Annotated in this window: 8 protein-coding genes; all 8 read right to left on the minus strand. The window is 44.3% G+C overall.

What is annotated here, in order from left to right; translation table 11 throughout:
- Positions 1-6 precede the first annotated feature (6 nt).
- Positions 7-3117 carry a TonB-dependent receptor gene (locus EGI32_RS06260; protein ID WP_255154524.1) on the minus strand — a complete coding sequence of 1037 codons (3111 nt, stop codon included), beginning with the start codon at positions 3115-3117 and terminating at the stop codon, positions 7-9.
- 597 nt (positions 3118-3714) lie between these two features.
- Entirely contained in the window at positions 3715-7830 is a 4116-nt protein-coding gene (locus tag EGI32_RS06265; protein WP_255154525.1) for a hybrid sensor histidine kinase/response regulator transcription factor, read from the minus strand.
- Positions 7831-7979: 149 nt separating this feature from the next.
- Positions 7980-8576: a hypothetical protein gene (locus EGI32_RS06270; RefSeq protein ID WP_255154526.1), complete on the minus strand. Its 597-nt coding sequence runs from the start codon at positions 8574-8576 to the stop codon at positions 7980-7982.
- 139 nt (positions 8577-8715) lie between these two features.
- Complete coding sequence (locus tag EGI32_RS06275; protein WP_255154527.1) at positions 8716-9528, minus strand: helix-turn-helix domain-containing protein; 813 nt, start codon at positions 9526-9528, stop codon at positions 8716-8718.
- Between the two features lie 248 nt (positions 9529-9776).
- Complete coding sequence (locus EGI32_RS06280; RefSeq protein WP_303626614.1) at positions 9777-10790, minus strand: SDR family NAD(P)-dependent oxidoreductase; 1014 nt, start codon at positions 10788-10790, stop codon at positions 9777-9779.
- Between the two features lie 125 nt (positions 10791-10915).
- Entirely contained in the window at positions 10916-12544 is a 1629-nt protein-coding gene (locus EGI32_RS06285; protein WP_255154528.1) for a sodium:solute symporter, read from the minus strand.
- A gap of 134 nt (positions 12545-12678) precedes the next feature.
- Positions 12679-15174 carry a PIG-L family deacetylase gene (locus EGI32_RS06290; RefSeq protein ID WP_255154529.1) on the minus strand — a complete coding sequence of 832 codons (2496 nt, stop codon included), beginning with the start codon at positions 15172-15174 and terminating at the stop codon, positions 12679-12681.
- Positions 15175-15363: 189 nt separating this feature from the next.
- Positions 15364-16353, minus strand: a complete 990-nt coding sequence (locus EGI32_RS06295; RefSeq protein ID WP_255154530.1) for an IS110 family transposase — start codon at positions 16351-16353, stop codon at positions 15364-15366.
- Between the last annotated feature and the right edge of the window lie 221 nt (positions 16354-16574).

Here is a 16574-nt window from a genome sequence, read left to right on the forward strand (position 1 = left end):
TAACTTTTACAAATTAATTTTTGCTCCCAATAAAATACCTCTTGACAACGGGTACGTACCTGCATCTTTCAGCAAGGTAGATTCCGGATCAAGTCCTTTATACTTAGTGATGGTGAAAAGGTTTTGTGCCGAAACATAGAACCTGATATTGTTCACACCATTCAGTTTGAAAGCAGGAGTATAGCCTACTTCAATATTTTTCAACCGTACATAAGAGGCATCTTCCACAAATACGCTTGAAACCTCACCACCACCATTGCTGCTCAAAGTATTGCGGGGCGTAGTGTTACTGGTTCCTTCGCCATGCCATGCATCCAGTACTGCAGTAGTAGAATTGAACGGACGGCTATCATAATCCAATATCTGTTTCAGGTCATTGTACCTGTCAACCCCCTGTACTCCCTGCACCAGGAAGGAGAAATCGAAACTCCTGAACGAGCCATAAAAAGAAGCGCCAAAAGTAACTTTAGGGATCGGGTTACCGATGTAAGTCCTGTCATCATCATTGATCTGACCATCGCCGTTCAGGTCTTTAAATTTGATATCGCCAGGCTGCGTATTTGCAGGATTGGAAAATAAGGTCTTTGTTATTTCTGCCTGGTTCTGGTAGATACCATCGAACACTTTACCATAATATGAGCTGATAGGCTGGCCTACTGCCGTGATAGTATGTGAATTATTATCGGTGATATTTTTTACGTAAGTGAACAATTTTGTAACCCTGTTCCTGATCGTTCCAACGTTACCATTGATGCTGTATTTAAATTTATGATCGTTGTTCTGATAACCTGCACTTACCTCAAGGCCCCTGTTATAAACCGAACCTGCATTCACATACGTGCGATCGATCACACCAACAGTTACCGCTGGTAAACCAACACTCAGCAAAATATCATCCGTTACTTTATTGAAATAATCAACCGAGATGTTCAGTTTGTTTTTCAGGAAAGCCATATCAACACCAAAATCTGTCTGGGTTGTTTCTTCCCATTTGATATCGGGGTTACCATAACGCGATGTAGAGATCACGCCACCCGTCTGACTTACGTAAGTCTCGTAAGCATAGTTTGGAATTTCCTGGTTACCGGCTTTACCCCAGCTTCCGCGAAGGCGAAGGTTGCTCAGCCAGTTCACTTCCTGCATGAAATTTTCCTGTGTCACTATCCAGCCTGCAGACACCGAAGGGAAATAACCCCATTTGTTGTTGGCGCCAAACCGGGATGAACCATCCGCCCTTACTGCTGCTGTAGCGAAGTACCTGTTCTTGTAAGCGTACGTTCCTGATCCGAAAAAGGAAACAAGATCCCAGCTGGTTTCGCTGCCACCGCTTCTCATGTTGGGTGTTGCACCAAAATCAAGATAACGGAAAGCGTCCGATGAGTTGAAAAAGTTCTGCCTGCTTCCACCGATACCGGTTGATTTGCTGCTGATATTTTCAGTACCGATCACTGCATTGATAGAATGATCGCCGATATTTTTGAGGTAAGACAACGTTTGCGAAAGCGTAAATGTCATTGTTTCGCCAAAGTTCTCATCCAGGTTATTGGGCCTGTTGATCCTTCCTTGCCCGGGAAAAGGATCGTTCGGATCAGCATTATTATCATCCCCGTAATTGGAAGCGAAGTTTTTGTTATGCTGAAAAGCGATATCGATCCCGACATTCGATCTGAACTTTAAAGATTTATCGCGTAAGAAAGCAAACTCCGCAAATACGTTTCCGAAAGTCTGGAAGGTCTTTCTTTTATCATCTGTAAAATGTACGATCGCCAATGGATTGGAAGTGTATTCATACTGGGGTTTCCAGCCATTGTTTTCGTTGGTATAAAAAGGCAGATCAGTATACGGATTTCCCGCCGTCCAGGTTGGATCGCTTGGATCCTTATAGATAGCAATAACCGGCGGGCGTATCAGGGCGTGCCTGATAACACCAGGCGCATCGCCACTGGAGTTCAGCTTATCCTGTTTCTGATAGCTCAGCAAAATATTCGTACCCAACGTAAGCCTGTTGGTAACATTCGCATTTACATTGGTGCGGAAGTTGAAACGCTCGTACTGATCGTGATTTTCTACCACGATACCATTTTGTTTATAATACCCCGCAGACAAAGTGAATTGAACTTTATCAGAACCACCGTTGGCAGACAATTGTACGCTGTTGGCGATACCTGTTGTAAACAATTCATCGAGGTAATTGATGTTTGCCAGTTTTGTACCATTGAAACGATCTTTCATGTAAGGGCTCGAATCGGTACTGTTGGGAAATGCATTGTGCCAGGCCATATCTTTTACTGAAAGGTATTGATCCGCGTTCAGCATTTTAGGCAGGTTGATAGCATTATAAAAGCCGGTAAAATAATCTACCGTAAAATTTGTTTTTCCTCTCTGGCCGAGCCTCGTTGTGATCACCACCACACCACTCGCCGCACGTGAACCATAGATAGCAGCAGATGCCGCATCTTTCAGCACCGTCATGGAAGCGATGTCGGAAGGGTTTAAAAAAGTGATATCGCGGGTAGGCACACCGTCTACCACGTACAATGCGTCGTTGTTGCCGAGCGTACCTTCACCCCTGATCCTTAACTTGATACCATCGCCGGGCGCACCGGTATTGGCTGCCACAAAAACACCGGCGATCTGCCCCTGCAATGCCTGGGCAACATCCGGAATATGTGTCTTTGAAATATTGGTCATGTTAACAGAGCTGACCGCCCCCGTGATGGAATTTTTGCGCTGGCTATTGTAACCAACTACTACCACATCTTCCATGGTATTCACATCGGGCTGAAGGCTTGCCGAAAGCATTCCTTTATTGCCTACAGCAAGTTGGGTAGGCTTAAACCCTATCGAACTTACCATGAGCACATCTGTTGGAGAAGCTGTAATGGTAAAATTTCCCTCATTGTCGGTAACAGTAATAAGGTTGGTTCCTTTAACTGTAACGGAAGCGCCGGATATGGCTTCCCCTTTTGCGTTGGTGATCTTACCCGAAACTTTACCGATCTGCGCTGAGGCAGTCAGGTGCATCAGGGCGAAAGTCAGGAGAAGGCAGGCAAGGCGGAATAATTTTCCTGCGTGCTTCGAAAAATAACGAACAGAATTCGCAGTAGTTTTTTTCATAATGCAATCGTTTAAAAATGATGATCGCTGCAAAGCAGTAACCGGTAGTTGAATGTTTAGTAATGGATAGTTCTGATATGGCGGAGTAAAAACGATCTTCGGCTAACCGGGGCCGTTAGGTAAGTATAAAATGAAATTATGGCATTGGCCTGAATCAAAAAACGGTCGGTTCGTTTTTGTTGGTATCATATGTGGCAATTGAGGGTAGAAAATTACGACCGGGTGGGATTTTGACTATACACTATAGTTACATTTTAGTGTACTATAGTAACATTTATGACAAATTCGTGGAGTATGTGGGAAAAATATTACAAAAATTCGAAGACCCATTAAAAATGACGAGATGGGTTTGCCGGGAAGACGGGAAGAAATATTCTGAAAAAGAGAGCAATTTGCCGGGAAGATGGGAAGAAATGTTCATGAAAAGGAGAGCAGTTTGCCGGGAAGACGGAAAGAAATAATCCAGAAATGAGAGCAGTTTGCCAGGAAGACGGGAAGAAATAATCCGGAAAATGAAAGCAGTTTGCCGGAAGACGAGAAGAAAAATTCCTGAAAAAAGATCTTACTTCTTCCCGTCTTCCCGGCAAAAAAAACATATTAAATGACCGTTTTATTTGCCCGGTATTCATTCGGGGCACAGCCGAAACGTTTTTTAAACTCACGGAAAAAATAAGACTGGTTGTTGAAACCGGTACGGTAAAATATTTCCGTAACGTTGAGGTTGGTAGTCGCCAGTAATTCTGCCGCCTGTTTCAGCCGTACATGCCGGATGAATTCCCCAGGCGTCATTTCCGTCATCGTCTTCAGCTTACGGTAAAGCTGCATCTTACTCATATTGAATTCTTTTTCCAGGAAAACGGCATTGAGCTCCACATCGGCAATGTGCTCATTGATAAACTTCACCAGCCCTACCAGGAATGATTTATCACCGTCGGGCAGGTCGGCATTTTCAATATCCGACAAACGCGTGGTATTTTTAGTGACCTGCAGCATCTTCTGCCGGTATTCCAGCATGGTACGCACCCGCAGGCGAAGGTGTTCCGTATGAAAAGGTTTTGAAATATACGCATCCGCCCCTACCTCATACCCTTCCATATGCTGATCCTGGCTGTCGCGGGCCGAAAGCATGATCACCGGGACCTGGCAGGTGGCAGGTGCATTTTTGATGCGGTTGCAAAGCTCCAGGCCGTTCATGTTCGGCATCATCACATCGCAGATCAGCAGATCAGGGATGAATTTTTCCAGCATTTCCAGGGCTTTACCGCCATCCATCGCTTCATATATTATATATTCTTCCTTGAAAATATCTTTCAGGAGAAACCTGATATTGGCATCGTCTTCTACTATAAGGATTGTTCTTTTATCCTCCCCGTGCAGGTTCTCGATGATGGCATACTTGTTATTCTCCGTTGCGGAAGCGATAGCAACAGGCTCGGGAGCCGAAGTGATGGATTTATATAAATAGGAAGGCTGCTCATTACTTTCCTCGTTGGCAGGTAAACGCGAAGAAGCGGTATTCAACGGCAGCAGCACTTTAAAAGTGATATGGCCGTTCTCACTCGATGCACTGATCTCACCATTCAGCAGGGATACCAGCTGGCGGGTGAATGCAAGCCCGATGCCGGTTCCAAACTGCTCTGTTCCGGCAGCGCCCGGACGGGCCACATAAAACTGGTCGAACAAATGCTCCAGCACTTCCGGCGAAAGATCGGCGCCGGAATTTATCACCGTGATCTCCAGTTGCTTTTCCTGCGGTTGTTCCGCTACGCTGAAAATGACCTGCCCGATGTTGTCGGAATGTTTGAACGCATTCGACAACAGGTTGAATATGATCTTTTCAAGTTTGTCCTTATCCGTCCAGCCACTGATGCCTGCCGGGATGCTGATCTCATAATCAAGCCCTTTCTTTTCGCTTACCGCGATGAAAGGCTCGGCAAGGTTTTGCAGCAGTTCCGACACATTGAGGTAAGCATATTGATTCTTGAAAAACCCTGCCTCGCCTTTCCTGAATTCCAGCAACTGGTGTACAAGATAAGTCAGCCTGGAAGCCTGCTGATGGATCATTGACAAGAAATAAGGCTTGTCTTTTTCTCTCGCCACACGGTTCGGATCCATGAACCTTTCCGCCGAACCCATGATGAGCGTGAGTGGTGTCTGCAGTTCATGAGCGATATTGGTAAAAAAACCGATGCGGCTTTCGTGCATCGCTTCATCTTTTTCGCGAAGCAGGTGTTCCACTTCCAGCTGGCGGCGGATGGAATTCTTGTTTTTGCGATAGCTATATAATATATATATGACAGCGCCTATTACCAGCGCATAAAACAGCAAAGCATACCAGCGCAGCCAGAAATATTGCTGCACTTCGATGCTGATGAGTTTTGTTTCGCCAGACCATGCCCCCTCCCCATTACTCCATTTCACCCGAAGCGAATAAGTACCGGGCAGCAGGTTGTTGTAAACGATCTTCCCCGTGGTACCGCTGTAATGCCATATTTTATCGTACCCCTCCAGGAAATAAGCGTACTCACATTTTTCGGCATTGAGAAAACTGACAGCTTTGATATCCAGTTCAAAAAAATTGTCCTTCCGGTTGATGGTAAAACTCAAAGGCCGTGCGGTAGAGTCCAGTACATTGTAACCATCACCGGCGATATTTTTTCCGCCGATCGAAATATTCGAGAGCAACAGATTAGGCTGCCAGGAAGAACGCAGGATATTCTGCGGCAAAAAATGATTGAAACCGTAAGTACCGCCAAAAAACAACATGCCGCTTTTATCTTTCCATACAGCGCCATCGCAAAATTCATTGCTTTGCAACCCGTCACCTTGCTGGTAGTAAAAGACTTTTCCATCAGGCGTCACTTTTGCCAGGCCTTTATTGGTGCTCACCCAAAGATGCCCGGCACTATCCTGCTCTATGGCGTGGATGGTATTGTTGGGCAATCCATCGGTAGTGGTGAGCTTTTGAAAAATGGGTGCAGGTTTCGCCGCTTCACTTTCTTCCAGCCAGTTAAGGCCGTAGCTGGTGCCTATCCACAGCCTGTTGCGGTTGTCTTTGAACAAAGAAAGCACATCATTGTTGGAAAGGCTTCCATCGTAAGTGAATGCTTTGAAGCTGGTAAACAATTTCGTTTTTTTATCCAGCAGGCTGAGGCCGCCATAACGGCAACCGATCCACAGATGATCTTTATCGCCATCGGCCAATGCATAAATGATATCGTTGGCAGGGCCTTTGTTACTGTTATCGAAAATAAATTTCTCCAAAAAACCGATCGACAAAACTCCCCCGGCTTCGCGGTTGATCTTCAGGTGTATCAGCCCATAACCGCTGGTACCAAGCCATAGCGACTGATCGGCATCTTCGCGGATAGCATACACCGAGCCAAACTCGGCATAGGCTCCGGCACCTTTAATATCGCCCCATTTATAAAAACGCTTGCCCCGCACATCATACACGCCGATACCTTTTGCATCGCTGCCGATGTAGATCAGTTCATCTTTTGACCGGGTAAGCGAGTACACGGAATTATTATCGAGCAATCCGGGCGCTGATAAATACGAACGGCTATGGGGAGAATTTCCCTGCCAGAAATCTTTTATGGATAAAATACCGCTACCTTTTGTACCCAGCCAGAGATCGCCATTGGCTTCGCAAAATGCCCGCACAGAGCGGTTGTAGGGCATCCCGTTGTCGGAAGTGCTGATGGTGCCGAATGATTTTGTTTTAGGATAAACTTTGATGATGCCATTCCCATCGGTGCCATACCAAAGGATATCTTCCGTTCCCAGTGAGAAGGAGGTTACTTTGATATCCTGGTGCTGTAATGATTCCTGTTGCAGAAAATCATCTTTTTGAAAAGAAGCATTGTAAACTCCGTAACCTTTGCCCATCCAGGCAAAAAGATAGTGTCCTTTGTAAAACGTCATGGCGCCGATAGCATGAGGCAACTGCATCAACTGGTCAGAACCACGGGTGTTGCGGTTTATCCTGAATAAACGATCATCTGTAGTGGTATAAAACAGTTGTTCGCCCACTTTGAAAAAATTAGCAACGCCGTTGCCGGAAAATTGCCCGGAAAGCAGTTCAAATCCATTTGCTTTTTTACGGAATACACCCAACTGCCCGTCGTTGCTAAGTATCCACAGACAATTGAGATTGTCAAACAACATTTTAGTCACCCCCTTTCCCTGCTTCGCGATATGGAAATTCCGAAAAGTGTCGGTAGCAAAATCGTATACACTAAGCCCGTTCTTCTGGTTGAAACAATACACATTACCAGAGGTATCGGTGGTGAGTGCATATTCCTGTTCGCTTACCCGGCTGCGTTGATATTGATCATAAAAATAATTGTAAAACCTGCCGCTGAATTTTTCGTACCTCGAAATGCCTTCGATGGTGGTGATCCAGATATTGCCCCGTTTATCCTCGGTTACCTGCTGGATCACATTACTGCCGATGCTTTTAAAATCGTTGTCCTTGTTGTAATTGAATACGTGAAAATTATTGCCATCATACATGTTAAGGCCATCCCAGGTAGCTACCCACAAAAGGTTGCTGGCATCTTTGAAGATATAATTGATGGAACTATTGGAAAGCCCGCTGCGGTTATCGTAATGCTGCAGAAAGAACGGGTCGTTGCCATTTCTGGCAACACTACTGAAACCAGTGGCAGACAACAGTAAAAACAGGCAGCAACGAAAAAGCAAACGCATTGTCATGTTTAAATTTACAGATTTTTCGCCACCACGTTCTTCCGTCGTCAATAATATATGAAAACGGGAAACTGGCCAGCATCTTGACCATGGAGAAATTCTACCTTTGAAAGATCAGCCAAAGTTTTACGCTACAATCGCTGTCCTTCTCAGAAGCACAAAACACGTTTTATTTCTTCCGGGGTACCGGCATTCAGCAACCGGTATTCTTTTGTTGAAGGGGGAAATTCGCAGACCCTGCATTGTTGTGGCAGGGAATCTTTGAGGTAACGGATAACTTTATCTTTTGATATGTAAGAACGATATTCGTTCTTCTCCAAACATCCTTCACAGGCTGGCCCGCCTTCCACGTATGCGTATTTAAAGATAAGCCTGTTATCCGCATAATAATATTGTTCCCTTGCATAGGTATCGCCTACTGTACCGAAATCCACCGCTATCTTAACGAGCTGACCGTTTTCATAAAACTTATCAACGGTAGTCTTTTCGTCACAAATAAATTCAGCGTGTTTCGCATCGAGTTTAGCAGTATTTATGCGTTCTACCTGCCGGCGGATCTCCCTGATGGGATCGCTTTCCAATTGCTTCGTGCTATCCGCATAACGTATCAGGGTATCAGCTGGTTGCAAAGAACCCGCATCGGATTTAGGGCCGCCTGTCTCATTGCACGAAAATAATGCATAACAAATCAGCAGGAGAAAACAAACGGGGAGGATCTTTTTTGAAGGCGGCGCTACAGCAAGCATATTGTTTAAATTTATCTTTCTTTCAGGTAACTATCCTGCAAAATCCAAACCAAGGTTTTATTATCTGTCCATCACCGTTTTTATCCAGGTCAAATATTTTCATATGGAGTGGTTTAAGAAAAGAATTCTTGTCCTTTTATCAACTATTTTTCAATAATGCATTCGGCGGATAACCGAAATGAGTTTTAAAGACGTGGGAGAAATGCGAAAGGTTTTCAAATCCGGCTTCAAAATATACGTCGATCGGTTTTTCCTTTTTTTGCGCCAGCCTGTAGTGCGCCAGTTCCAGTCTTTTTTCTGTCAGCCATTTTTGCGGGGTGCTGTTAAAAGCTTTTTTAAAATCCCGGCGGAAGGTGGCTACGCTGCGGCCGGTGAGGTAACCGAATTTATCCATCGTCATGTTGAACATATAATGACGTTCCATAAACGCGGTAAGATCGATCTTGCCGGGCTCTTCAAAATTCGCCAGCAAACCATCTACCGATCGGTCGATGGAACGGAGAATGCTGATAGCTTCTTCTATCTTGATGGCTGCGATATCTGCCGGCAAGTCATCGCCCAGGCTGAAATATGGAATGAGTGAATCGAGGCAGCTTTTCAACAACGGATGTTCGCGGAAACTATATACCTTCTGTAGCGGTTGTGCCTTACCGGTAGTTTTGTGCCTGGTATAAAAATCGGCCAATTTTTCTTTTGTAAGGTGCATCGCCACTGACTTGTGCGATTTTCCGTCTTTGGGATAATTGATGACCGTAGCCAGCTGGTTTCGGGGAATGAGAAAAATATCACCTGCATTGAAAGTGTGCGTGACATCTGCCTGAATGATCTTTGTTTCGCCGGAGATAAACCATACCAATATGTGGTCTTCAAACATCACTTCTGTTTTGAAACTCCTGCCGTTGAATTCAGCTAGTTTGATATCGGGGCTGATATAATGTGTTTGAAATTCCATCTATATAAAATTAAGAAAGAAAATCGCTGATTTCAAAGGGATGAGATGATTACACAGATTATTTTGCTGCCGCAAATGAACATGCATTTTATAAGATGCCGAACTTTTAATGATCGTTCAATTTATTGTAAACTGCATTTTCGTTTTTACGAAGTAAAAAAATCTGTGTAATCATCTCATCCTTCTGAAATCTGCGATCCTTCTTCCGCTTCAATAGTACTGCATTCTTAATTCTTAATTCTTAATTCTTAATTCTTAATCGAGCTTTCTGTCATTTCTTCACTCAATTCCCACAACCGTTTTGCCGAAACTTCATTTACCGACCACGGCTTCACTCCACGAAGGCTGGCCGGATCGCTGAAATCGTGTGTGATATTGCCTTCATCAAGTTCGGCGATGTCAGCGTTTTCGCAATACACCCCTCCTATTCCATTCAATTGCGGGCTGGTGGCGCACCACACGGATGTTGCAGCACCTTGTTCCACATTTTTCAATTTAGCCGCCACTTCCGGAAAAATATTTCCCCGCTCATCGTGCGTACCCATTTGCTGGAATAATGCCATGGGTGCTACCCTGCCAAGATCGGTGCCGATGACCGACCCGGGATGACAGGCAAAAGCCCGGATGCCATACGCTGCCCCGCGATGATCGAGTTCGACCGCGAAAAGGTTATTGGCGGATTTGGACTGGCCATATCCTTGCAGCGTTTCATATTCTCTTTCAAAAAAATTAGGATCATCGAAATTAAAAGGCGCTATCTGGTGGCCATACGAGGAAACATTCACCACCCTGGCAGCTCCTGATTTTTTTAATGCAGGCCACAACCTGGCTGTCAATTGAAAATGCCCCAGGTGATTGGTGGATAGTTGTGATTCATACCCCCGTTGGTCGCGTTGCAATGGTACCCACATGATCCCCGCATTGTTGATGAGTATATCCAATCTATCATTTGCGGCGAGAAATTTTTGTGCAAATGCATCGATGGAGTGCGGATCCATGAGATCCATTTTTTCTGTCGTCACATTTTTTATCCCTGCTAAGTTAATTGCAGCTTTCCGGCTATCGCGGGCAGGAACCGTCACCCGTGCTCCTGCGGCAACCAATACTTTCACTGTTTCGAGGCCGATGCCTGCATATCCGCCGGTTACGATGATCGTTTTGCCGGTAAGATCGATGCTCCTGATAACTTCTGTAGCTGTGGAAGTAGCGTTGAACCCTGTTTGGAGGGGTGTTTGTAAAACCCCGTTGTAATTGTTGTTCATAATATTTGCTTTAATTTGATAGAGCAAAACTAGAACGTGCTTTGGGAGGAAGCTTTGTTTAAACGATCAGATTGGTTTGTTTAAAACGTCATATTGAGTTGACTACTCATGGCAGTTGACTACTCTCATACCACCGACTTCCTGCCAATGATAAACTGCAGGAGCAAACTCACCACGATCACCAGCAAGGCACCGATCGCATTGAGCCAGAGGAACGAGATGATATCCATGTTGTAAATGACAATAATGGCCAGTTCGGAAAGGATAGCTGCCCAGAAGACCGCATTGCTCTTCACTTTTTTGATCCAGAATGCTACCAGAAAAATGCCCAGTATCACCCCGTAAAAAACAGAACCGATCTTGTTCACCGCTTCTATCAGGCTATTGCCGATGTTATAAGCAAACATCGCGATGATGATGCAGAATATTCCCCAGAAAAAAGTATACCATTGCGATACTTTATAATCATCCTGCGTGGATTCTTTTTTCACAAAGAATTTTTTATGAAAATCCACGACAGTACAGGCTGCCAGTGAATTCAGGGCTGCTGCTATGCTGCCCCAGGCGGATAAGAAGATCACCGCGAACAACAATCCTATCAGGCCTACCGGCAGGTTGTCTTTTACAAAACGGAGGAATATGAAATTGGTGTCGTTGGCATCATCGCCCGGAAAAGCTTTTTTGATCGTCTCTTTATACTCCCTACGGTAAGCATCGGCCGCAGGCATATCTTTCTTTTCAAAAGCCACGGTATAGTTTTGTTCGATCCTGCGAAGCTCAGTTCCATACGGGGTTTTAGCGGCAGCTGTGGCTTTTGCATTATCAAAAAATACCGGTGCCTTATGATAGAGATAAAAAGTAAAAATGAGTATACCTATCAGCAGGATAAAAAACTGCATCGGCACTTTCACCAACCCGTTCATCAAAAGCCCTTTCCTGCTTTCGCGTATGTTCTTTGCCGTCAGATACCGTCCCACCTGGCTATGATCGGTGCCGAAATAACTCAGCGCCAGGAAAAAGCCCCCGATCACCCCGCTCCAGATGTTATATTTATCTTTCCAGTCAAACCCTTTATCGGTAAAGCCTGTAGTGATCACGTTCATCTTCCCATAAGTGGCCGCTTCTTTTACCGCTGCTGAAAAGCCCATGTTATCCGGCAAAAAATTAACTGCTATATACCCTATCGTAAACAACGAAATGAACACGATGATCATCTGCAGCGTTTGCGTATAAGCCACTGCCCTCGCGCCTCCGCTGATGGTGTAGATGATGAGCAATCCTCCCATGATCACGTTGGTGAGGTAAATATTCCAGCCCATCAGCGAACTCAAGATGAGTGATGGCGCGTAAATACTGACCCCGGTACTCAACCCTCTTGACAATAAAAATAAAAAGGACGTGAATGTGCGTGTCTTCACATCAAAACGATGCTCCAGGAATTCATACGCCGTCATGATCTTCAGCCTGCTGTATACCGGCACAAAAAATACCGCGATCACGATCATTGCCAGCGGCAAACCAAAATAATATTGCACAAACCGCATCCCATCTGTATACGCCTGCCCGGGACCGGTAAGGTAAGTGATGGCGCTCGCCTGTGTACCCATGATGCTCAGCAATACGAGGTACCAGGGCATACTACGATTACTGAGAAAATATCCCTCCAGGTTTTTTGTAGTACGGCTCTTGTACACACCATAAATGATGATGGCGGCAAGTACTGTGATTAATATGATCCAATCGATGAAACTCATGTGGTGAATGGTGAATGGTCAATAGTGAAACCTTCGTACGTTTTTACTGAATAGGATTTTTTAAGAACAATCATTGCGAGGAACGAAGCAATCTCTTAGAAACCTTCATTCTTAATTCTTAATTCTTAATTGCATTAGCGTTTATTCGCAATCAGGTTCGCAAAAAGCCTGTATGCTCCCGGAACACCCGCAGGTAGTTCCCTGAAAAATACCAGCCCGGAATAAACAAATCTCCCTTTGCCATAATCAGTGATGATAAGGCTTCCATCCTGCGCCGCTTCGCCCGGATCTTTCATGCTGAGTATTTTCTGGTAATGCTTGTCTGCAGCCTCCGCGTGATAGGTACTGCGTTCCTGTATCCAGTTGTCGAAATCGCTTTGCGTGATCTTGTTAGGAAAATTCAACGCCGGATGGTCGGGCAGCAGGAAATCCACTTTGGCTGTTTCATCGGTGATCCTGTTGCGGCTGATATTGAAAGGATACGGCGCTATCTTCGCCTTCACCGGACCAATGGAATTGTTGGTATTGTATTGCACGAACAACACCCCGCCCTCGTTCACATATTCCATGAGTGCGGCATAACCATTGTTTAGCCAGCTGTGGATATTGTAAGCACGCACCCCTGTTACGATCACGTCAAATTGTTTGAGGTATGAAGGGTTCAGGTCTTTTTCCGCCAGTATCGTTACCGTATACCCCATCTGCTGCAACGCTTCAGGGATCTTATCCCCGGCACCGGCGATATAACCGGCACGGCTACCCGAAGTTTTGAGATCGAGCTTCACGATCTTCGCCTGATCGTAGTAGTTGTAAAATATATCGGGGATATGATCGTAGCTGATCTTGTGCAGGGAGAAATATTGATGTTCCTTCAATTGCTTTGTAGCAAAATCCCCACCGAGGAAAGTGATGCTGTTGTTGGGAAATGAATCGCCATTTAGGGTAATATTTACAACTTGTTTATCGCCTTTTTTATAATTCACAACTGAATCAAAAATAATCGTTTGTTTTCTTCCGAAATTATTCGAGAAAGTTGCAGCACCATTTATATCAACATTCGATTGAAGCGTGTAAGAAAAATCTTTCAGCTCATTTTTTTTATTATTGGAAAACAATAATAAAGGTGCAGAAGTATTTACAAAAACAGGATTGATGATTTGAACAGGCTGGTAGATTTCTCCTTTCACAGGATCGGTATATTTATATTGAACCGGTTGAAGGATGCTACCTACACCAAAAGCCATCTCTACATGAAAAAGAGCGTTCATATTTGAGAGTTCAGGGCGTCCTATATTATCCTGTTGGTCTACCCGGAATGCCCCCCCTGCCAAAGGATAATTCAGCCAATATGGTTGAGACAAAGATCGTTGATCATCTAACTTAATGGTCAATGGAATTGAACGGAATTCTCCGGCTTTAATCTCATATTTACCAAAGTTATATGTTGCGATATTAATGTCGATTATGTCACCGGTCTTAGATCTGTTAGCAATATTGACGGTTATTTTCATGCTATCTCCAATTGCATTCAATTGCTTTTCAGCAACAGCTTCGATAAAAAGACCACGACAAGCTGTGATTAACTTTTGAATATCCGCAAGTTTTATTCCTGCTTCGGTTGAACTATAAGTATTGGTGCTTAAAATCATCGCAAGCTGTCGTAAAGGAGAGACTGATAAAGCAGGCTCAGAAGCATCATACTGTTGCAGAATTTTTTTCACCGTTGAATCATATTCATTTTTTGTGCTGTTATTTTTAAATCCAATCCTTCCACTCGTCACATCCACCCCATCCATCAGGTCATTCACCGGTTTATCCCCTTTGATCGTAGCAAAATATTCATAGGCAGCCCCCCTTTGCGCCGGCACACCAAATCCCTGGCTTTTGTGCTGGCTGCGGCTCTCAGCGGCTATCTCACCATAACTTTTTCCAAGTATAGGATTGTATACTCCACAATCGATCTTGAACTGATCGTCCCTGGTGGTATTCGTGGTGCCGAAATTAAACGTATTCCACAGCAGCCTTTTCGCTTTCCAGGTAGTAACGCCTTCTTTGAATTGTTCGGGAAATTTTGTGGTATCCGCTGCCGCGTCAAATGCTTCGCCAGCCAGTATCGCCGAAGCAGTGTGATGCCCATGGCCTCCTTCGCCGGTTGTAGGAAAACGGGTGATGATCACATCGGGCCTGAATTTGCGGATCACCCAAACTACATCTGCTAATATCTTATCGTGTCCCCAGATACGCATGGCTTCTTCAGGATTTTTGCTGTAACCAAAATCGTAGGCTCTTGAAAAGAACTGCTCTGCCCCATCTACCCTTCGTGCCGCCAGCAGCTCCTGTGTGCGGATGAGCCCGAGGTCGATGCCCTGCTCATTACCGATCAGGTTTTGCCCGCCATCGCCACGCGTAAGACTGAGATAACCGGTGCGGTATTTTTTTTCGTTGGCGAGGTAAGCCAGCAAACGTGTATTCTCATCGTCCGGGTGCGCCGCTATGTACAACACCGAACCGAAGACCTGCAGCTTTTTCATTTGCTGTAAGATATCGGCGGAAGAATAACTTTTGGGCGTTTGTGCGTTGACGTTATTGAATAAAAAAACAGTAAGCAGAAAGAAGAAGAGTTGCTTCATGCAGGTATATTTATGTGCGAATGTACGAAGGAATTTGAACCACAGAGACACAGAGGGCATGGAGGTACACAGAGACTTATGACAAGCCTGTAGGTTTACAAAAATTCACAGAGCAACAACAACCTGATATTTTTTACATAAAAAAAACACTCTGTGTATTCTAAGATCAATAAATCACCAAAAAATAGTTTAAGCTACCTTTTTAAATCCATCTACAAACGGGGATTTTCTTTTTACAACAGCAAACATCCTGTGAATTAATTTATTTCTTAAGATATTAATGGTACTTCTTTTTGATTTTCCTTCTGCTATCCTACGCTGATAATATTCCTTTAGTTCCGGATCGTGCTGCATGGCTGATCGGGCGGCCAGATCCAGTAATGTCTTCATTTCCTTATCTGCCAGATGACTGATCTTTGTTTTGCCCCGAATACTGCTGCCGGAACTATATTCGAATGGGGCTGTTCCGCAATAACAGGCAAACTTACGCCCATCTTTAAAGCGGGTAAAATTGGCTGTTTTGATAATTGTTACAGTCGCCGTAACCGGGCCTATGCCCCGGACACTTCTTAAATAACCATAATTGCTGCTGATCCCTTCATTGCTTTTAACAAGCCGCTCTGTTTCCAGCGCTAACTCCTGAATTTGTTTTTCCAGCATTGCTAATACTTTCTGTTGAGATTTAATGATCAGATCACTCTCCTTGATTCCGATATTGCGGTATTCCTTAAGGCTGCATTTTAAAGAAGTTTTTTGTCTTACCAGGCCGGAACGAACTGTATTGAGCATTTTCAAGCGATCAAGATCTTTATCCACAGGAGCATGGGGTATTAGCTTATGTTGTTTCTCTACCCCATATAATGCGATCCTTCTGGCGTCTATTTTATCCGATTTCCCTCTTACTATGCCCTGGGATCTTAGTATTTCCAAAGCAGCCACCTTTACAAATAAAATCGAATACCGATGTAAAAATTCTTCAAACAGGTAACTGTAAAGTCCGGTATGTTCCATGAAGATACCTGCCTGGCAGGTGGATACGTTCTGTTCTTTAAACCATTGCAACAATAATCTAAATCCGCTTTCATTGTTTTCAATGCAATGGTGAGTGCCGGTAGAATGACAAAACACATCAATTGTTTTTTTGGAGAGGTCTGCTCCGATAATGTGCTGAACTTTCATAAATTTGTTTTTAAGCATTAATAAAAAGTTGCTTTGCCTAAAACCTTTAATTAGTCTTTAAGGACTTAATATTCTAATTGGGCCTTGCAACCGTGGAAGGCGATGGGGACTGATACACAGATTAGATCGTAAGTCTAGCCCTCTGTCAAGTTCACCCCATTTCCTTTCACAAATTTTATTAATCTTAATTACCTATCAAAGAGCTGTTTTCTATCTAAAGG

The sequence above is a fragment of the Ferruginibacter sp. HRS2-29 genome (genome assembly GCF_024343615.1).
Lineage (GTDB): Bacteria > Bacteroidota > Bacteroidia > Chitinophagales > Chitinophagaceae > Ferruginibacter.

Coding starts and splice junctions, on each gene's coding strand:
- EGI32_RS06260 (WP_255154524.1), bottom strand. CDS start 3,117: ATGAAAAAAACTACTGCGAATTCTGTTCGTTATTTTTCGAAGCACGCA.
- EGI32_RS06265 (WP_255154525.1), bottom strand. CDS start 7,830: ATGCGTTTGCTTTTTCGTTGCTGCCTGTTTTTACTGTTGTCTGCCACT.
- EGI32_RS06270 (WP_255154526.1), bottom strand. CDS start 8,576: ATGCTTGCTGTAGCGCCGCCTTCAAAAAAGATCCTCCCCGTTTGTTTT.
- EGI32_RS06275 (WP_255154527.1), bottom strand. CDS start 9,528: ATGGAATTTCAAACACATTATATCAGCCCCGATATCAAACTAGCTGAA.
- EGI32_RS06280 (WP_303626614.1), bottom strand. CDS start 10,790: ATGAACAACAATTACAACGGGGTTTTACAAACACCCCTCCAAACAGGG.
- EGI32_RS06285 (WP_255154528.1), bottom strand. CDS start 12,544: ATGAGTTTCATCGATTGGATCATATTAATCACAGTACTTGCCGCCATC.
- EGI32_RS06290 (WP_255154529.1), bottom strand. CDS start 15,174: ATGAAGCAACTCTTCTTCTTTCTGCTTACTGTTTTTTTATTCAATAAC.
- EGI32_RS06295 (WP_255154530.1), bottom strand. CDS start 16,353: ATGAAAGTTCAGCACATTATCGGAGCAGACCTCTCCAAAAAAACAATT.